The sequence below is a fragment of the Kribbella sp. NPDC049227 genome, assembly GCF_043197265.1.
Classification (GTDB): Bacteria; Actinomycetota; Actinomycetes; order Propionibacteriales; family Kribbellaceae; genus Kribbella.
The window spans coordinates 655,868-673,451 of record NZ_JBICST010000002.1 but is presented as its reverse complement, the minus strand read 5'-3'; the positions used below and the strand labels follow the sequence as shown (position 1 = coordinate 673,451).

Annotated in this window: 17 protein-coding genes; 8 read left to right on the top strand and 9 right to left on the bottom strand. The window is 69.8% G+C overall.

Annotation, left to right across the window (positions count from 1 at the left end; genetic code table 11):
• Nucleotides 1-59 precede the first annotated feature (59 nt).
• Nucleotides 60-764, top strand: a complete 705-nt coding sequence (locus ACGFH6_RS10055; protein ID WP_393382178.1) for a FadR/GntR family transcriptional regulator — start codon at nucleotides 60-62, stop codon at nucleotides 762-764.
• Here the strand turns inward: ACGFH6_RS10055 and ACGFH6_RS10050 are convergent.
• Nucleotides 761-1,246, bottom strand: coding sequence for a DUF6069 family protein (locus ACGFH6_RS10050; protein WP_393382176.1), 486 nt, complete (start codon nucleotides 1,244-1,246; stop codon nucleotides 761-763). The two genes, ACGFH6_RS10055 and ACGFH6_RS10050, sit on opposite strands and share 4 nt — an antisense overlap.
• A 172-nt stretch (nucleotides 1,247-1,418) precedes the next feature.
• Between ACGFH6_RS10050 and ACGFH6_RS10045 the strand changes: the two genes are divergently transcribed.
• The 5 genes from ACGFH6_RS10045 (at nucleotide 1,419) to ACGFH6_RS10025 (ending at nucleotide 5,791) form a co-directional block, all read left to right on the top strand.
• A complete protein-coding gene (locus ACGFH6_RS10045; RefSeq protein ID WP_393382173.1) occupies nucleotides 1,419-2,549 on the top strand; it encodes a sensor histidine kinase in 1,131 nt (376 codons plus the stop codon).
• On the top strand, nucleotides 2,546-3,211 hold the full coding sequence (locus ACGFH6_RS10040; RefSeq protein ID WP_360443711.1) for a response regulator transcription factor: 666 nt from the start codon (nucleotides 2,546-2,548) through the stop codon (nucleotides 3,209-3,211). Before ACGFH6_RS10045 ends, ACGFH6_RS10040 begins: the two co-directional genes overlap by 4 nt.
• A 73-nt stretch (nucleotides 3,212-3,284) precedes the next feature.
• On the top strand, nucleotides 3,285-3,950 hold the full coding sequence (locus ACGFH6_RS10035) for a response regulator transcription factor (protein ID WP_131514913.1): 666 nt from the start codon (nucleotides 3,285-3,287) through the stop codon (nucleotides 3,948-3,950).
• An 85-nt stretch (nucleotides 3,951-4,035) separates the two neighbouring features.
• Entirely contained in the window at nucleotides 4,036-4,956 is a 921-nt protein-coding gene (locus ACGFH6_RS10030) for an ABC transporter ATP-binding protein (protein ID WP_393382171.1), read from the top strand.
• On the top strand, nucleotides 4,946-5,791 hold the full coding sequence (locus ACGFH6_RS10025) for an ABC transporter permease subunit (protein WP_393382170.1): 846 nt from the start codon (nucleotides 4,946-4,948) through the stop codon (nucleotides 5,789-5,791). The genes ACGFH6_RS10030 and ACGFH6_RS10025 overlap by 11 nt, the downstream gene beginning before the upstream one ends.
• On the opposite strand, the gene ACGFH6_RS10020 is transcribed toward ACGFH6_RS10025, so the two are convergent.
• From ACGFH6_RS10020 to ACGFH6_RS10005, 4 genes are read right to left on the bottom strand one after another with little or no spacing between them, the layout of a single operon-like run.
• Entirely contained in the window at nucleotides 5,784-7,058 is a 1,275-nt protein-coding gene (locus ACGFH6_RS10020) for a glycoside hydrolase family 125 protein (protein WP_393382168.1), read from the bottom strand. The genes ACGFH6_RS10025 and ACGFH6_RS10020 overlap by 8 nt on opposite strands.
• A 7-nt stretch (nucleotides 7,059-7,065) precedes the next feature.
• Nucleotides 7,066-8,310 carry an ROK family protein gene (locus ACGFH6_RS10015; protein ID WP_393382167.1) on the bottom strand — a complete coding sequence of 415 codons (1,245 nt, stop codon included), beginning with the start codon at nucleotides 8,308-8,310 and terminating at the stop codon, nucleotides 7,066-7,068.
• Between the two features lie 10 nt (nucleotides 8,311-8,320).
• A complete protein-coding gene (locus ACGFH6_RS10010; RefSeq protein ID WP_393382166.1) occupies nucleotides 8,321-9,886 on the bottom strand; it encodes a hypothetical protein in 1,566 nt (521 codons plus the stop codon).
• A 48-nt stretch (nucleotides 9,887-9,934) separates the two neighbouring features.
• On the bottom strand, nucleotides 9,935-11,125 hold the full coding sequence (locus ACGFH6_RS10005) for a cysteine desulfurase-like protein (RefSeq protein ID WP_393382163.1): 1,191 nt from the start codon (nucleotides 11,123-11,125) through the stop codon (nucleotides 9,935-9,937).
• A 120-nt stretch (nucleotides 11,126-11,245) separates the two neighbouring features.
• Here ACGFH6_RS10005 and ACGFH6_RS10000 point away from each other — a divergent pair, with 120 nt between their 5' ends.
• Nucleotides 11,246-12,205 carry a DMT family transporter gene (locus ACGFH6_RS10000; RefSeq protein WP_393382161.1) on the top strand — a complete coding sequence of 320 codons (960 nt, stop codon included), beginning with the start codon at nucleotides 11,246-11,248 and terminating at the stop codon, nucleotides 12,203-12,205.
• Here the strand turns inward: ACGFH6_RS10000 and ACGFH6_RS09995 are convergent.
• From ACGFH6_RS09995 to def, 4 genes are read right to left on the bottom strand one after another with little or no spacing between them, the layout of a single operon-like run.
• Nucleotides 12,202-13,191, bottom strand: coding sequence for a DMT family transporter (locus ACGFH6_RS09995; RefSeq protein ID WP_393382159.1), 990 nt, complete (start codon nucleotides 13,189-13,191; stop codon nucleotides 12,202-12,204). The two genes, ACGFH6_RS10000 and ACGFH6_RS09995, sit on opposite strands and share 4 nt — an antisense overlap.
• Nucleotides 13,192-13,249: 58 nt before the next feature.
• Nucleotides 13,250-14,650, bottom strand: coding sequence for an RsmB/NOP family class I SAM-dependent RNA methyltransferase (locus ACGFH6_RS09990; protein ID WP_393382158.1), 1,401 nt, complete (start codon nucleotides 14,648-14,650; stop codon nucleotides 13,250-13,252).
• Complete coding sequence (gene fmt / locus ACGFH6_RS09985; protein WP_393382156.1) at nucleotides 14,643-15,578, bottom strand: methionyl-tRNA formyltransferase; 936 nt, start codon at nucleotides 15,576-15,578, stop codon at nucleotides 14,643-14,645. Before fmt ends, ACGFH6_RS09990 begins: the two co-directional genes overlap by 8 nt.
• Entirely contained in the window at nucleotides 15,575-16,123 is a 549-nt protein-coding gene (gene def, locus ACGFH6_RS09980; protein ID WP_393382154.1) for a peptide deformylase, read from the bottom strand. The genes fmt and def overlap by 4 nt, the downstream gene beginning before the upstream one ends.
• Before the next feature lie 305 nt (nucleotides 16,124-16,428).
• On the opposite strand from def, the gene ACGFH6_RS09975 reads away from it, so the two are divergent.
• On the top strand, nucleotides 16,429-17,580 hold the full coding sequence (locus tag ACGFH6_RS09975) for a hypothetical protein (RefSeq protein ID WP_393382153.1): 1,152 nt from the start codon (nucleotides 16,429-16,431) through the stop codon (nucleotides 17,578-17,580).
• The last annotated feature ends 4 nt before the right edge of the window (nucleotides 17,581-17,584 follow it).

Genomic DNA, 17,584 nt, shown 5'->3' with positions numbered 1-17,584 from the left:
ATAGCGTGTGGTCCGACCACACAGGTAGAGTCGCCCACAACCGAGGCGGGGGTTGTCGCGTGAAGAACTACGAACTGGTCCTGCACCGGGTCGAGGCCGATCTGGCCGCGGGGCGGTTGCGGATCGGCGGGCGGCTGCCCGGTGAGCGGACGCTGGCCGAGCAACTCGGCATCAGCCGGCCGTCGGTGCGCGAGGCCGTCCGGGTGCTCGAGGCGATGGGCGTGGTGCGGACGGCGACCGGGTCCGGTCCGGAGGCCGGCGCGGTGATCGTCGCGGAGCCGGTGTCACCGCTGACCGCCGTACTGCGGTTGCACCTGGCAACCAATCACCTGCCGATGAGCGACGTCGTGCAGACCCGGATCCTGTTGGAGTCGTGGTCCGCCCGGGAGGCCGCCGGGCGTGCACCGGGGCTGGACGCAGCCGAGTTGAAGGTCGCCGATGACCTGCTGGACCGGATGGACGCCGACGGGTTGTCCCCGGAGGAGTTCCATCTGCTCGATGCGGAGTTCCATGTGGCGTTGTCCGGGTTGGCGGGCAACGTGCTGATCGCCGCGGTGATGGCGTCGTTGCGATCCGCGATTCATGGGTACGTGCTGGCCGCCGTACCCAATCTGCCGGATTGGGAGGCGATGGCCGTCACCCTGCGAGGCGAGCATCGCGCGATCGTGGCGGCGATTCGTGCGGGCGAGCCGGAAGGCGCGGCCGAGTTGGTGACCGCGCATATCCGGGGCTTCTACCAGGCGGCTCAGTTGCAGGCTCCCTAGCAGCGTTGCCGGGCTGTCAGAGCGGTACGACGCAGGCCAAGGATGACAGCTGCGCCGACCACAAGGTGGAGTGAGGCGAGGCCGAGCTTCGCGCCGGCATCGATGCCGTTCAGGAGCGGACTTGCGAGCGACAGGACGCAGGCGATCACTGCGACGACGGTCCAGACGTTCCGGGCGTTGAAGGTACTGCGTTCCAGGATCGCGAGCAGTCCCCAGCCCGCGAAGGCCATCGCGGCCGAGGCGAAGAAGACCTGAGCTGCGCCGATGTGCATCGTCGTGCCCTGCTGAGCCTCCAGGGTGATGCCTGCGAGCGGAGCCAGGATCGCCCACAGGATCAGGGCGGCCGCAGCGGTCACGCCGACGACGGCGAGGCGGCTCCGGCCCGGGACCCGGGTCGGCCGGGTGACGCCGACTGACTCAGGTTGGACGAGCGGGGGTGCGGTGTGGGCGGTCGAGTCCGGGGTGGTGGGGTTGGGTGCCATCGTGGTGCCTCCGTGGTTGGTGGTGGGTTCACGGTGGCTGAGGGCGAGGTGTCGCGGCATCGGCCGCGGGGCTCGGGTGGGGTGGTCCGAAGTCGGGAAGGGATCGACTTTGGTCGGTGGTGAGGAACCGGAGCCCGCCCCTAGGGTCAACGGCATGGAGGTTTGTGCGCCGGTGAGGCGGAGTCGTTGGGCGTTCTTGGTCGGCGTGGCCATCGTCGGTGTCCTGTCGGCCGCCAGCATCTACGGCCGGGTGGCCAGCACCGGCGACACACAATGGCTACCGCTCGACATCATCGTCGGGATCGTCTCGACCGGACTCCTCCTCGTGCTGCCCCGCCGGCCCGTTTCCACCGCGCTCGGCCTGGCCGTCCTCGCAGCCCTCTCCCCCGCCGCCACTCCCCCGTCGACCGTCGGCACGCTCACCGTTGCCCAACGGTTCCCGCTGCGTACGGCGGCCCTGGTCGCGCTGGCCGGCACCGCCGGCCACCTCGTCCAGGGACTCTGGCGCTCCTTCGACAACCTCAGCTATCTGTGGTTCGTCATCCTCGACTTCGCCGTCCACGCGGCACTCCTCGGCTGGGGGCAGTGGACGCAGGCCCGTCAGCAACTCCTGGACTCCCTGCGCGAGCGCGCCGAGCGCGCCGAGGCCGAGCAGGGCCGCCGGGTCGCCGAGGCGCGCACTCTGGAGCGGACCCAGATGGCCCGCGAGATGCACGACGTTCTCGCCCACCGGTTGTCGCTGCTGGCGACGTACGCGGGCGCCCTCGAGTATCGGCCGGACTCGTCGCCGGAGAAGCTCGCCAAGGCCGCCGGGGTCATCCGCTCCGGCGTCCACCAGGCGCTCGACGAGCTGCGGGAGGTGATCAGCGTGCTGCGCGACACCGAGATCGACGAGATGCCCGGTGGGCGGCCGCAGCCGACGTTCGGCGATCTCCCCGCGCTGGTGGCCGAGTCCCGCGAGGCGGGTACGACGGTCTCGTACGACGATCGTGTCGCCAACGCGGCGACGTTGCCTCCGGCAACCGGACGGACGGCGTACCGGGTCGTGCAGGAAGGGCTCACGAACGCACGCAAGCACGCGGCCGGGCATCCGGTCCGGCTGACCGTGGCCGGCGGGCCGGGCGACGGCCTGCGGATCGAGCTGGTCAACCCGGCATCGAACGGAACGCCGCTCACCCCGGGCAGCGGGACCGGCCTGGTCGGCCTGACCGAACGCGTCCACCTGGCCGGCGGCACGCTCGATCACGGAAAGGCGCCCGGCGGCGGGTTCCGGCTCGAAGCCTCGCTACCGTGGCCTGCATGACCGGGAACGAGAACGCAACCATCCGCGTGCTGGTGGTGGACGACGACGCGCTCGTCCGGGCCAGCCTGGAGATGATGCTCGACGGGACGAACGGGATCGCGGTGGTCGGCCAGGCGGCCGACGGCGACGAGGTCCCGGCCGCGGTCGACGCGCACTTCCCGGACATCGTGCTGATGGATCTGCGGATGCCCCGGGTGGATGGCATCGTCGCGACCCGCCGGCTCCGGGCCCGGACCAATCCCCCGGAGGTCGTCGTCCTGACGACGTTCGACACCGACGAGAACGTGCTGCACGCGCTCCGCGCCGGCGCGAGCGGGTTCCTGTTGAAGGACACCCCGCCGGCGCAGATCGTCGACGCCGTACGACGGGTGGCCGCGGGCGACCCGATCCTGTCGCCGGCGATCACCCGGCGGCTGATGGACCGGGCCGCCACGCAGGCGGACGCGCACACGACGGCACAGCAGGCGCTCGAGCGGCTGTCACCACGGGAGTACGACGTGATGCTCGCGGTCGCGCAGGGGAAGGCGAACGCGCAGATCGCCACCGAGCTGTACATGAGCCTGGCGACGGTGAAGGCGCACATCTCGCACATCCTGACCAAGCTGGAGCTCGGCAACCGGACCCAGATCGCCCTCCTCGCCCATGACGCCGGACTCGCCTGACGCAGTGGGTGGCCTGACGCAGTGGCCGGCCTGACGCAGTGGCTTGGCCTGACGCATGCTCTAGCGTGAGCGCATGATCAGGGTGCTGCTGGCGGATGACCAAGCGTTGGTGCGGGCCGGGTTCCGGTCGTTGCTGAACGCCGAGGACGACATCACGGTGATCGGTGAGGTGTCCGACGGGGCCGAGGCGTTCGCGGTGGCGCAGGCGGAGAAGCCCGACGTCGTGCTGATGGACATCCGCATGCCCGGCACCGACGGGCTGGAGGCGACCCGGCTGATCGGTGCCGACGAGGCGCTGGCCGACGTCCATGTGGTGATCCTGACGACGTTCGACCTGGACGAGTACGTGTTCGAGGCGCTGCGGGTCGGGGCCAGCGGTTTCCTGGTGAAGGACACGGAGCCGGTCGAACTGCTGCAGGCGGTGCGGGTGGTGGCGCGCGGCGATGCGCTCCTCTCCCCCGGCGTGACCCGGCGACTGGTCGCCGAGTTCGCGACGCGCAGCCGGCAGCCCCACGCCAGCAAGGAGCTCGACGTCCTGACCGAACGCGAGAAGGAGATCGTCGCCCTGGTCGGCGAGGGCCTGTCGAACGACGAGATCGCCGAACGCCTCGTGCTCAGCCCCGCCACCGCGAAGACCCACGTCAGCCGCGCCATGATCAAACTCGGCGTCCGCGACCGCGCCCAGCTCGTCGTCGTCGCCTACCAGACCGGCCTTGTCCGCCCGGGGTGGCTCGGCTGACCCCTGGAGTACTCCGGCTGCGGTAGGAGCGGTCACTCCCTCCGGCCGACGCGGCGCCAGGCACTCGACCGGCAGTCTCGTTGCTATGAACGAGACAGCTGCTCCGCTGGTCGAGGTGACCGGGTTGACGAAGAGGTACGGCGACACCCTGGCGGTCGACGGTGTCGATCTGACGGTGCTGCCCGGGGAGGTCTACGGGTTCCTCGGGCCGAACGGCGCCGGGAAGACGACGACGTTGCGGATCCTGACCGGGCTGATCGCGCCGACGAGCGGCAGTGTCCGCGTGCTCGGTGGCGCACCCGGGCAGGCCGACGTACTCGGGCGAACCGGGTCGATGATCGAGTCGCCGGCGTTCTATCCGTACCTCTCCGGTCTGGACAACCTGCGGCTGCTGGCCGAGTACGCCGCGGTGCCGCGGGGGCGGATCGACGAGGTGCTGGACCTGGTCGATCTCACCGATCGGGCCAAGGACCGGTTCTCGACGTACTCCCTGGGGATGAAGCAACGGCTCGGGGTCGCGGCCGCGCTGCTGAAGGACCCGGAGCTGGTGATCCTGGACGAGCCGACCAACGGGCTCGACCCGGCCGGGATGCGGGACATGCGCCGGCTGATCCGGGAGCTCGGTTCGGACGGACGGACGGTGCTGCTGTCCAGCCATCTGCTCGGCGAGGTGCAGCAGATCTGCGACCGGGTCGGGATCATCAACTCCGGCCGGATGGTTGCCGAGCACAACGTCGAGGATCTGCGCGGCGAGCAGGAACTGGTGGTCCGGGCCGCACCGCGGGAGACCGCGCAGTCGGTCCTCACCGACTTCCTCGGCACCGGCACGGTCCACCTGTACGACGACACGCTGCGGGTCAAGGTGGCCCCGGACCGGGCCGCCGACGTGAACCGGGTCCTGGTCGAGGCCGGGATCGCGGTGTCGGAGTTGCACAGCACGGAACGGGCTCTGGAGGACATCTTCTTCGAGCTCACCAGCAGCGAGGAGAAGGCTGATGTCGGGTAGTTACCGCGCGGAGTTGCTGAAGCTCCGCAAGCGATCGGCGGTGTGGGTGCTGTTCGGCGCCGGTCTGGTGCTGAGCCTGATCTTCGGCTATCTGCTGCCGTACCTCGGCTACGCCACCGGCGACGACAATCCGGGGACCGACGGCGTACCGAGGGCGCAGGTCCTCGAGGGCATGCTGCCGAGTCACGTGCTGGACAACACAATCGGCGGCTATCCGATCTTCGCCGGTGCGCTCGCCCTGGTGCTCGGCGCGATCGTGATCGGCGGCGAGTACACCTGGGGCACGCTGAAGACGATCCTCACCCAGCGACCCGGTCGCGCCTCCGTACTGACCGCACAGTTCCTCGCCCTCGGCACCATGATCGTGGTCTGGGTGCTCGGCATCTTCGTCGCCTCCGCGCTGTGCAGTGTCGGGATCGCGGCGGCCGAGAACGGCTCGACGAGCTGGCCGGGACCGCTCGACCTGCTGCGCGGTCTCGCCGGCGGCTGGTTGGTGCTGATGATGTGGTGTCTGGCCGGTGCGGTCCTGGCGGTCGCCTTCCGCAACGTCGCGCTGCCGATCGGGCTGGGCGTCGTGTGGATCCTGGGGATCGAGACCCTGCTGGCCGGCGTCGTGAGCAGCCTGCTGCCGGACCTCGACGTGGTGTCCAACGCGTTGCCGGGCACCAACGCCGGCTCGCTGGTGTTCGCCGTCACCGGCATCACCGCGGCCGACGCACCTCCTGGGGTGCGGGATGCGGTCAGCGGCGGCCGTGCCCTCCTGACCCTGCTCGTCTACTGCGCGGTCTTCGCCGGGCTGGCCGCCTGGACGACCCGGCGGCGGGACGTCACCTGATCCCGGCGTGGACCAGCGCGAGCTCGCAGAACATCGCGTTCGCCCAGGAGAACCACTCGCGGGTGAAGTTGGCCGGATCCTCGACGTGGAACGACTCGTGCATCTGGCCGGTACCGCCCGTGGTGTCTCGGAGGAGCTCCAGCAACCGCTGGCGCTCCTCCGCCGACGTGCTCGTCAATCCCTGCACAGCAAGGGCGATCGGCCACACCTGGTCCGGCGGCGTGTGCGGGCTTCCGATACCGGCGGCGTGCGTTCCGCTGTAGTAGAAGGGATTCTCGGCGCTCAACAGGAGCCGGCGCGTGGCGACGTACGTCGGATCGTCCGCCGCTGCGTACCCGCTCAGTGGCATCGACAGCAGGCTCGGCATGTTGGCGTCGTCCATCAGCAGGGTCGCACCGGCGCCGTCCACCTCGTACGCGTAGATCCGGCCGTGTTCCGGGTGGTCGACCATGCCGTGCCGCGCGATGCCGTCGTCGATGTCGGCCTTGAGCTCCTTGGCCCGCGCGGCGAGTGACTCGTCCGCGAACACCTCGGCCGCCATCTCCTGCAGGTAGCCGAGCACCACGGACGCGAACATGTTGCCGGGCACGTTGAACCCGAGCTCGGTGGCATCGTCACTCGGCCGGAAAGCACTCCATGACATCCCCGTCGGCCGGGTCAGCCGGCCGCGCCCCTCGCGGGCCAGGGTGTCCGACGGCAGCATGTCCGGTTCGTCCCGCTGGAACCGGTACGGCGACCTCGCCTCGTGGTCCTGCTCCACGGTCCACAGGTCGATGATCGCGTCGGCCGCGGCCCGCAGGCGCTCGTCGATCACATCCGCCCGTCCGGTGATCCGCCACATCCGGTACGCCAGGTCGAGCGGGAAACACAGCGAGTCGATCTCGTACTTGCGTTCCCACACCCACGGCGACATCTCGGTCTCGTCGTCGGTGTGGCCCTCGCCGTTGGGCTCGCGGTTGAACGCGTTCGCGTACGGGTCCAGGACGACGTACTCGAGCTGGCGGTGCAGGACGCCGATCAGCACGTCCTGCAGGGCGGGATCGTCCTTGCACAGCAGCAGATACGGCCGGAGCTGGGCGGCGGAGTCGCGCAGCCACATCGCCGGGATGTCGCCGGTGAGCACGAACGTCGTGCCGTCCGGCAGCCGTTCGGCCACCGCGGGCAGGTTCTCGGCCATCGACCGCCGGAACATCTCCGCGATCACCTCGTCGCCGGTCGCCCGGCGAACCGCCTCGGTGGCGCGGGACAGAACCTCGGGATCGATCATCGACACATCACCTTTCACCAACGAGTTCACGGTCGGGCAGCAGCACCGAGGGATTGGGCGAGAACGTCTGGTCGAGCACCAGGCTGGCCGCGCCGATCGCGCCGACGTCGACGCCGAGCGCCGTACCGGCGACCTCGAACGGGTGCACCGAGCGGACCAGGAAGCGTTCCTCGAGGGCGACTCGGACCGCGTCGCCGAGCAGTGGCGCGAGCTGCTCCCAGTGCGGGCCGCCGAACACCACGCGTTCGAGGTCGAGCAGGTTCGCGATGTCCTCGACCACCTTGGCGATCCGCTGGGCCAGCACCGCGACGATCTCGCGCGCGAGCCCCGGACCGTCCTCGGCCTCCGAGCAGAGCCGGGCGAACGCCGCGTCGACCGCGCCGCGATCGTCCAGGTCGATGCCCTGGGCAAGTACTCCGGCCTGCATCGCCTGCTGGACCAGGTAGCGCGGCTGGCTGGTCTCGCCGACGCAGCCGCGGCGTCCGCAGTAGCAGACCGGGCCGTCCGGGTCGACGATCACGTGACCGATCTCGCCGACGTTGCTGGACGATCCGCGGACCACCTCGTCGCCGATCACCAGCCCGGCGCCGACGCCGGTGCCGAGGTAGAAGAAGACGAAGCTGCCGCCTCCGCCGGCCCACTTCTCGGCCGACGCCGCCGCCGTCACGTCCTTGTCCAGGAGCACCGGCAGGCCGATCCGCTCGCGCAGTTCGTCTCGTAGCGGGACCAGATGCCAGGCGGACAGGTTGGGCGGGTCGACGACGACGCCGCGTTCGACGTCGATCGGTCCGGGTGCGGCGATCCCGACACCGGTCACGCGATCGCGCGGTGCACCGGCCTCGGTGATCACGTCCTCGATCGTGGCCGCGATCCCGTCGATCAGGACCTCCGGGTCGTCGGCGTGCGGCGTACCCACACTGCGACGGGCGATCACTTCGCCGGTGAGGTCGAGTACGACGACGGTCACGACCGCGGGGTCGAGGTGAACGCCGACGGCGTACTGGCCGGCGGGTTCGAGCTCGAGCAGTGTGCGCGGCTTGCCCAGGCCGGTGCTCTTCTGCCGACCGGCTTCACGAAGCAGTCCCGCTTCGAGCAGTCGGCGAGTGATGTTGGAGATCGCCTGGCCGGACAGACCCGTGACCTCGGCAAGCTCCACCCGGCTCAACCGGGCACTGCGGCGGATCGTGTCGAGGACCACCGCATCGTTGAACCCGCCGACGCGATCGAGGTTCGTGCCCCGGCGAACGCTCACAACTCCCCCATCAGCCGGACACCGGGTCCGCACCCCACGGACGTGACCAGTCGTAGTGGATGGTCCCGCTCCCCGTCCGCCACGCGGTGGGTGTGGTGTTCACAAGCCAGTCCATCGGCTCGATCCCGGACGCGTCTCCGCCACTGAGCGCCAACCGTATACCGTCACTCAACGCGCGGTCCGTCTGCTCCGTCCGGGCCGCCGGATCGACCGACACGAACAGCGCGGTCCCCGATCGGGCGACCAGATCCAGGAACCGCTGGTTCAGTTCCCACGGCGTCTCCGGCGTACACGGGACGCAGTCCGCGTCGACGGTGAAGAACCGGTTGTGCTGCGGCAGCCGGAACGCGAGTGTGTTCACGCCCATCTTCCGCGTCCGCTCCCAGTCCCGGCCGGACGTGTCGTCACCGATGCGCTGCACGTCGACCAGCCCCGCCGCGAGATGCCCGACGGTGTTGCATCCGATCAGTACGACGTCCTCGGCCGCGGATCGGATCTCGCGGTAGAACGCCAGCACGATCTCGGCCGTCGTCCGCTCCGGATCGTGGAGCTGCCAACCGCTGTCCGTCAGCCGCGACCCCATCGCCGGCCCGAACCGGCCGAAGACGTCGTACGTGCTGAAGTCGTGCTTGACCAGCTCGAAACCCCAGCCCTTGAACCGCTGCAGATCCGCGCGGACAAGGTCCAGGACCTCGGGGTACGACGGGTCGAGCGCGCGGCCGTTGCCGGGTCCCGGGCGACTCCACGGACCGGCCTCGCGGACCAGGAGCGGGCGAAACCACAGGCCCGGCCGGGCTCCGAGCTCCTTGATCGCGGCCGCGGTACCGGCCATGTCGTCGAACACACCGGGCTTGCCGAGGTCCCACGGGCCGCCGGACGCGATGCCGCCCGGGTACCAGCCGTCGTCGACCACGCTGAACGGCTTGACCGGGTGACCGTCGGCCAGCTCGACGATCGTGGCGGCGTCCTTGAGCACCGCCTTCTCGTCGAAGTTCTGGCCGTACGCGTAGTACCAGTTGTTGGCCCCGACTACCGGCGCGGGCTCAGGTCGTGCCGGTAGCCGGGAGCTCATGGTGGCGACCGCCGCTTCCACGGTCTGCCAGGGGGTGCCGGCGTCGTCGAAACCCCGGACGATCGCGGCGGTCAGGGTCCGGCCGTTCAGCTGGGTCGGGCCGCCACCGTTGCGAAGGTCTAGCCACAGAGTGAACCCATCCGCGTCGACCGTCCACGCACAGAACGCATTCGGCTGGACCTCCACGCCGGCGCCCGTCGTGCTGCCGGTCCGCGGATCGTGGGTGAGGAAGTACCACGGGAGCAGCCGCTCGGGTTGGAGATGCCGCCATTGCAGGTCGCCGTACGAGCGCTCCCAGGCGTCGCCGAGCACGAGAGCTTCGGCGGGCAAGTCTCCGGCCCAGCGGAGGGCGACTCGCGAGACGGAGGCGGCGGTCACGTCGACGGCGCCGTCGGACCAGTCCACATCGACTCCGGCGGCCGACCAGGTCGTGCCGTTCCGGACCGCCGTGGTCAGGGCGTCCGCAGAACCGACCTGGACGAAGACCGCGCTCGGTTCTCTCACCCAACCCCCTCGAACGAATTTCCCCACAGACTTTAGATAGTCGCCTGATTAATCGTCAAGACGGGCGATCGCGTCCACGAGACGGTCCACATCGGACTGGTCTGTGTACGGCGCGAGGCCCACGCGGACTCCACCAGTCGGGCCCAGACCGAGGTGGCGGGCGGGTTCGTAGGCGTAGAACGAGCCGGCCGGAGCGTTGACACCGGCCTCCGCCAGTCGCGCGGCCACCGCCGACGGCTCCCAGCCTTCCACGGTGAACAGCAGCGTCGGCGTACGGCGGGATGCGTGGCCGTGGAGCGTGATCCCGGCGATGGCGGCCAGCCGGGATTCGAGGTCCTCCCGGAGGTTGTCCTCGTGCTCCTCGACCAGCCGCAGCGAGTCGAGCAGACGCTCACGACGGGTGCTTCCAGTCCCACCGAGTCCGGCGATGAAGTCGACCGCCGCGGTGGTCCCGGCCAGCAGCTCGTACGGCAGCGTGCCGAACTCGAAGCGCTCCGGTACGACGTCCGCCGACGGCAGCAACTTGTCCGGCCGCAACGTCTCGAGCAACTCGGGCGCTGCCGTCAGCACACCGAGATGCGGCCCGAAGAACTTGTACGGCGAGCAGGCGTAGAAGTCGGCGTACGTCGCGTCGACCGGGGCGTGTGCGGTGAGGTGGACACCGTCGACGTAGATCAGCGCCCCCGCCTGGTGGACCTGATCGGCGATGTGGGCGACATCGGGTCGGGTGCCGAGCAGGTTGGACGCGCCGGTGACGGCGACCAGGCGGGTGCGGTCGGTCAGCAGCGGCGCGATGTCGTCCAGTTCGGAAGTCTCGGTGTCGAAGCCCAGCCAGCGGACGGTCGCGCCGGCGGCCTCGGCGGCCTGGACCCACGGGCGGACGTTCGCGTCGTGGTCGAGGCGCGAAACGATCACCTCGTCGCCGGGTCCCCACGACTTGGCGAGGGTGCGGGAGAAGTCGTAGGTCAACTGGGTCATGCTGCGGCCGTAGACGATGCCGCGCGGATCCGTGCCCAGCAGGTCGGCCATCGCCGCGCGGGCGGCGACGACGATCTCGTCGGCCCGTCGCTCGGCCGCGGTGAGGTGACCACGATTCGCCATCGCCGAGACCATCGTGGCCGCGACGGCGTCCGCGACCACGCGCGGCGTCTGCGAGCCGCCCGGACCGTCGAAGTGTGCGGCGCCCTCGTCGAGCGCGGGGAACTGCTTGCGGACCGAGACCACGTCGAAGGCACCCATGGCCGTCATCCTCCCCCGCCGGAGCACGCCTCAGCCATCGGTTGTCCATTTCCCACGATCATTGCCCGATGCCGGGCAGATATGTACGAACTGTCCGTCAGATAGTGCAGGATGTCAGGAGTGAGCACCCAAACGACTACTGACCAGGTCCCGCTGCAGGCCTGGCTCCCGACGATGCTCGCCCTGGCGGCCATCTGGGGTTGCAGCTTCCTGTTCATCTCCGTCGGCGTGCGCGAACTGCATCCGCTCTACCTCGCGCTCGGGCGGGTGATCGCCGGCGCCGCGGTGCTGCTCGTGATCCTGGCGATCAAGCGCGAACCGCTCCCCCGCGACCCGAAGCTGTGGGCGCATTCGTTCGTCGTCGGCGCGGCCGGCTCGGCGATCCCGTGGACCCTGTTCGGGTTCGGCGAGGAGCGGATTCCGTCTCTGCTGGCAGGGATCTGGAACGGCATCACGCCGCTGATCGTGCTGCCGATGGCGGTGCTCGTCTTCCGGACCGAGACGTTCTCGACGCAGCGGGTCGCCGGACTGGTGATCGGGTTCGGCGGGATGCTCGTCGTCCTCGGCGCGTGGCATGTCGACGGTGGTGCGGACCTCCTCGGGCAGGTGTTCTGCATGCTCGCGGCGGTCAGCTACGGCATCGTGATCCCGTACCAGAAGCGCTTCGTCGCGAGCACCAGTCTGTCCGGGACCGCGTTGTCGGCCAGCATGTTCCTGTGCGCCACGGTCCAGTTGGCGATCCTGGCTCCGATCCTGACGCGAGAAGCGCCGCCGGCGCCCTCGTCACTGTCGATCGAGGTGCTCGGCAGCGTGCTCGCGCTCGGCGCGCTGGGCAGCGGATTGGCGTTCGTCCTCAGCATGCGCAACATCCGGCTGATCGGCGCCAGCCGCGCGTCGATGGTGACGTACTTGATGCCGGTGTTCTCGATCATTGTCGGCGTCCTCGTGTTGCACGAGCACATCGTCTGGTACCAGCCGGTCGGCGGCCTCGTCGTACTGCTCGGCGTCGCGGTCTCGCAGGGACTGTTGGCGTCGCTGCGGCGCAAGCCGGCGGTTGTGGCGCCGGCGACGACGGGTTAGTGGCGGCGGAGGTTCGGCACCGCCGCGATCACGACGGCGGCGAGGGCCAGCACGGTCCCGGCGACGACCGCGGACGTGACCGCCTTGTCGGCGGCCGGGAGGAACAGGTCGATGAACAGGCTCGCGATCAGCTGACCGGCGATGGTGCCGAGGCCGAGCACGAACACGCCGACCACACGGACCACGGCAGCCGCGGCGCTGATGAAGATCACTCCGCAGGTGCCGCCCAGGTACAGCCACGGCTCGCTCGGCAGGTGGTGCGGCAAGCCCTCGAACCCGAGATCGACGAGGAACACCAGCAGCAACGCGGCGAACCCGACCAGGAAGTTGACCACGCCGGCCGCGATCGCGCCGTACGCATCCGGTGAAGCGGTCCGCGCGACGCGTCCGTTGATCGCCTGCTGGACCGCGGCGCCGAACCCGGCCAGTGCGGGCAGGATCGCCAGCAGCAGGCCGTCGGGGTGACCGAGTTGGTCCGAGACCGCCAGTACTACGGCGACCAGCGCGACCAGCGCGCCGACAACACGGACGGTGGTGAACGGCTGGGGGCCGGCGGGACCGAAGCCGAGCCGGTCGACGACGAGGCTGCTGATCGCTTGGCCTGCGACGCCGGCCACGGTGAAGACCGCGACGCCGATCACCGACACGGTGATCGACTGGGTGGCGACGAGGAAGGCACCCGAGAGGCCGCCGAGGCATTGCCACCAGCGCAGGCCGCCGTACCCGCGCATCGGCGTACGGATCGCTCGCCAGACGTTGCCGAGCGAGTGACGGATCTGCGGCACGAGTGCGGCCCCGGCGAGCAGGACGGCGAGTCCGGTGACGAACGAGATCAGGGCGGCCGCGATGCCGTCGGCGAGGACGTCGCCGAGCTCACCGTTCAGCCGGGACTGGACCGCCACCAGCATGCCGATGCCGAAGGCGGCGGTCAGCCCGATCAGGTGATGCTGTCGGGTCGAGCGAGGCGCCGGGGCGATCGTTGTCACCCCTCTATCATGACCGTCGCGCCTCTTGCACCTGACAGCAGGTCCGGGTGGTGGGCCTTTACGTCCGGCGGATGAGCGCCAGGTACATGGCGTCCGTGCCGTGCAGGTGCGGCCACAGCTGGACGTCGGGGCCGTCACCGAGGTCGGGTACGCCGGGGAACAGCGGGCGGGCGTCCTCGAGTTTGGCGTCGTCGCGCTTGGCGAGTACGGCGTCCACTACCGCTCGGGTCTCGTCGGGATGCGGGGAGCAGGTGACGTACGCGACCACGCCGCCCGGGCGGACCGAGGTGAGGGCTGAGTCGAGCAGATCCTCTTGGAGTGGACGCAGTTCGGCGACGTCTTCCGGCGTACGGCGCCAGCGGGCCTCGGGCCGGCGGCGGAGCGCGCCGAGGCCGCTGCACGGGACGTCGGCGAGCACGCGGTCGAATGAACCGACCGGCCAGGTCGGCTTGGTGCCGTCACCGATGAGGACCTTGTGCTCCCCCGGGATCGCGCGCAGGTTCGAGCGGACGAGTTCGGCGCGGTGCTTGAGGGGCTCCACTGCCGTCAGTTGACCGTCGCGCTGATTCACCAGGGCTGCCAGCAACGCGGACTTCCCGCCGGGTCCTGCACACAGATCCAGCCAGCTCGCGTCGTCGCCCTCGATCTCGGCCGTCGCCAACGCGACCGCAACCAGTTGGGACCCTTCGTCCTGAACGCCCGCTCGCCCGGTCGCGACGGCGTCGATCCGGCCGGGATCACCCCCGCCCTCGAGCACAGCCGCGTACGGCGACCACCGCCCTGCAGTAGCACCCGCCGCCACCAACTCGTCGAGATCGGACACCCCGGGCCGAGCCACCAGCGTCACCCGAGGCGGCTCGTTGTCGGCGTCCAGCAACTGCTCCAACCCGCCGCTCCCCGCGTCCGGCTGGACCTCGCCGAGGGCCTGGGCGAAGGCCTCGATGACCCAGCGTGGATGGGCTTTGGCGATCGCCAGGTGGCCGAAGCGGTCCTCCTCGACCGGTGGAGCGACAGTGTCGATCCATTGGGTGAGGGTGCGTTGGCTGACCTTACGGAGGACCGCATTGACCAGGCCGCTGCGTTTCTGGCCGATCTCGGCTCGGGTGAGGGTGACCATCTCGGAGACCGCGGCGTACGAGTCGACGCGCATACGGAGGAGTTGGTGGGTGCCAAGACGGAGGAGGTCGAGCAGCTCGGGGTCGAGATCGGCAAGAGGACGCGACACGCTGCGGGCGAGGAAGGCGTCGTACGTGCCTTGCCAGCGCAGTGTGCCGTGCACGAGCTCGGTGCAGAACGCCGCGTCACGACCGCTGAGTCGCTGCTCGCGGAGTGCCTTGTTGAGCGCGAGGTTCGCGTAGCCACCTTCGGCCGTGACCTGACGGATGACCTGATACGCAACCCCGCGCACCCGGTCCGGCCGACGCTGCGGCCCCCGATTGCGAGGCGACCGGTCACTCACCGGACGGTCCCAGACGGTCCTCGTCGGTCAGTCGGACACCACGGGCCCAGTCGGCCGCGGCCATCGGCTTCTTGCCCTGGGGCTGCACCGTCACCAGCTCGACCGCCTTGCTCCCGGTGCCGACCGTGACGCTCGACTTGGTCGCGCGCAATTCCCCCGGCTTCAGTTCCTCGTCGGTGAGGCGGACCGCGAGCACCTTCAACCGCTCGCCACGGAACATCGTCCACGCGCCCGGCGCCGGGTTGCACCCACGCACCAGCCGATCCACGCGCTGCGCCGGCGCGGCCAGATCCAGCTCCGCGTCCTCGACGGTGATCTTCGGCGCGAGCGTCACGCCGTCGGCCGGCTGCTCCCGCGCCTCCAGTACTCCGGCGTCGATCCCGTCCAGCGTGTCGACCAGGAGCTTCGCGCCCGACTCGGCCAGCCGGGTGAGCAGGTCGCCCGAGGTGTCGTGCGGACCGATCGGCTCGGTCAGTACGCCGTACACCGGACCGGCGTCGAGCGCCTTCACGATGCGGAACGTGCTGGCGCCGGTCACGTCGTCCCCGGCGATGATCGAGTGCTGCACCGGCGCGGCCCCACGCCACGCGGGCAGCACCGAGAAGTGCAGGTTGATCCAGCCGCGCGGCGGGATGTCCAGCGCCGCCTGCGGCAGCAGACCGCCGTACGCAACCACCGGGCAGCAGTCCGGCGCGATCTCGGTCAGCCGGGCCAGGAAGTCCGGGTCCCGCGGCTTGACCGGCTTGAGGATCTCGATGCCCCCGAGCTCCTCGGCGTACTGCGCGACCGGGGAGGCGACCAGCTTGCGGCCGCGGCCGGCGGGCGCATCCGGACGGGTCACGACGCCGACGAGTTCGTGGCGGCTGGCAACGATCGCCTTCAGCGCGGCGACAGCAGGTTCCGGCGTACCGGCGAAGACGAGTCTCACAAACCGAATCCGTTCGTCGGGTGGGGCGAGATTCTGACCTGCGGCGGGCCGCCGAGTCCGGACCATTCGGCCTCGCGGATCGCCTTCATCGCCTGCTTGCGCGTGACGGTGTCGAGCCGGTCGACGAACAGGATGCCGTCCAGGTGGTCGGTTTCGTGCTGGATCGCCCGGGCGAGCATGTCGGAGCCCTCGATCACGACCGGGTCGCCGTACATGTTGAAGCCCTTGGCGATCACGGACAGGGCGCGGCGGCAGTCGAAGGTCAGCCCGGGGATCGACAGGCAGCCCTCGGGGCCGAACTGCTCGTCCGCGGACAGTGTCAGCTCCGGGTTGACCAGGTGCCCGAGTTCGCCCTCGACGTGGTAGGTGAACACCCGCAGGCCGACACCGATCTGCGGCGCGGCCAGGCCGGAGCCGGGCGCGTCCTGCATGGTGTCGGTGAGGTTCGCCACCAGGCGGCGCAGCTCGGCGTCAAAGTCGACGACCGGCTCGGCCTTGGTGGTCAGGACGGGATCGCCGAACAGGCGGATGGGTTGGACCGACACAGACTCTCCACAGCGTTCCACGGACCGGGACCGGCCAAGTCTAGTTGGCGCCGGGAGTGGATTCAGGTGGCAGGGGCCTCTCCACATTGTTGCCCCAAGCACGTACTGTGGTCTCAGGCGTACCCTCAGTCACTGTCGTCACACGCCCAACGGGAGACCCAATGCCCACAGCAGCACGGGGGGCAACTCTGATCCTCCTGGGTGCACTGCTTGCACAGGCACCCCTCACCGCAGCCGCCTACCAACCGCGCGACCCGGAGACCTCCGGACCGCCTCGCACCGTGGTCCCTTCCGCGGAGCCCACGGTGACCCCGACCACCGCCCCGACTACGGCCCCGACTTCCACGCCGCCCAGCGAGCCGGTCGCCGAGCCCGAGGCGGCGCGGTCGTGGAGTGACGTGGTGAAGCAGGTGACGGAGACGTCGCCGAACGATCTGCAGTTGAAGGCGGCGGATACGTCGGCGCAGGCGTCGTCGATCATGCGTTGCTTCACGTTGGAGGAGGAGAACTACTGCCTCGGGCTGGGGTTTGTCGACCGGGTGCCGACTGGGGCTCAGTTGCAGGAGGTGATGAGCCCGCCGGCCGTTCGGGCTGATGGTGAGGTCGGGGTCGAGCAGGACATTCCTACCGGGGATCTGACGCCGGCCGCCTTCGTGGCGGAACGCGCGGCGATGCCGAAGAGCGTCCGGGTCACCACCGAACTGGACGAAATGCAAGCCGCCTGGGACGGACGCGCGAAAGCGCGAGACCTGCGCCTCCTGGCTGAGACCCGTTCGCCGTCGGCGAGCGGGGAGGAAGAGGAGCGGGCAGACGCGACGCCGACTCCTACCCCAACGGTGACGCCTACGCGGACTGCGCCCACTCAGGGCACTCCGGCGCCCGTGACTCCGTCTGTGGTGCCGGTTGTGGCTCCGGGGGCGGCGTACATCATGAAGGGGTTTCAGACTTCGCAGGAGAAGGGGTACTGGTGTGGGCCGGCGACGTTCCAGTCGATCGACTGGGCCGACGACAACCAGAAGGACACCCAGGCGTCCTGGGCCAAGGACCTCGGTGCGACCTCGTCAGGTACGGCGATCTCAGCGATGGTCAAGCAGACCAACCTGAAGACGGCCTGGCCGAAGTCCGCCGGCACCTACATCGTGCAGAACGTGTCCGGCTGGAACTCGAAGACGTTCATGACCGTGCACGAGAAGCATCTGGGCGTCTACAAGGCACCCGTCATCGAGCATGTCCAACTGCTCAAGCGGTACTTCCCCTACCTGGCCTTCAACCACAGCGGCCACTACCAGGTCGGCCGCGGCTACGACCGGGCCAAGAACACGATCGCGATCTTCGAGGTGTTCAACGAACGCCGGTTCAACAGCCGCGGCAACGTGACCGACGGCCCGAAGAACATCCCGGCGTCCGCGCTGTTCAACGCCACCCTGGCCAACTCCTTCAAGAACATCGGACTCTGACCGG

Coding starts and splice junctions, on each gene's coding strand:
- ACGFH6_RS10050 (WP_393382176.1), bottom strand. CDS start 1,246: ATGGCACCCAACCCCACCACCCCGGACTCGACCGCCCACACCGCACCC.
- ACGFH6_RS10040 (WP_360443711.1), top strand. CDS start 2,546: ATGACCGGGAACGAGAACGCAACCATCCGCGTGCTGGTGGTGGACGAC.
- ACGFH6_RS10035 (WP_131514913.1), top strand. CDS start 3,285: ATGATCAGGGTGCTGCTGGCGGATGACCAAGCGTTGGTGCGGGCCGGG.
- ACGFH6_RS10030 (WP_393382171.1), top strand. CDS start 4,036: ATGAACGAGACAGCTGCTCCGCTGGTCGAGGTGACCGGGTTGACGAAG.
- ACGFH6_RS10025 (WP_393382170.1), top strand. CDS start 4,946: ATGTCGGGTAGTTACCGCGCGGAGTTGCTGAAGCTCCGCAAGCGATCG.
- ACGFH6_RS10020 (WP_393382168.1), bottom strand. CDS start 7,058: ATGATCGATCCCGAGGTTCTGTCCCGCGCCACCGAGGCGGTTCGCCGG.
- ACGFH6_RS10005 (WP_393382163.1), bottom strand. CDS start 11,125: ATGGGTGCCTTCGACGTGGTCTCGGTCCGCAAGCAGTTCCCCGCGCTC.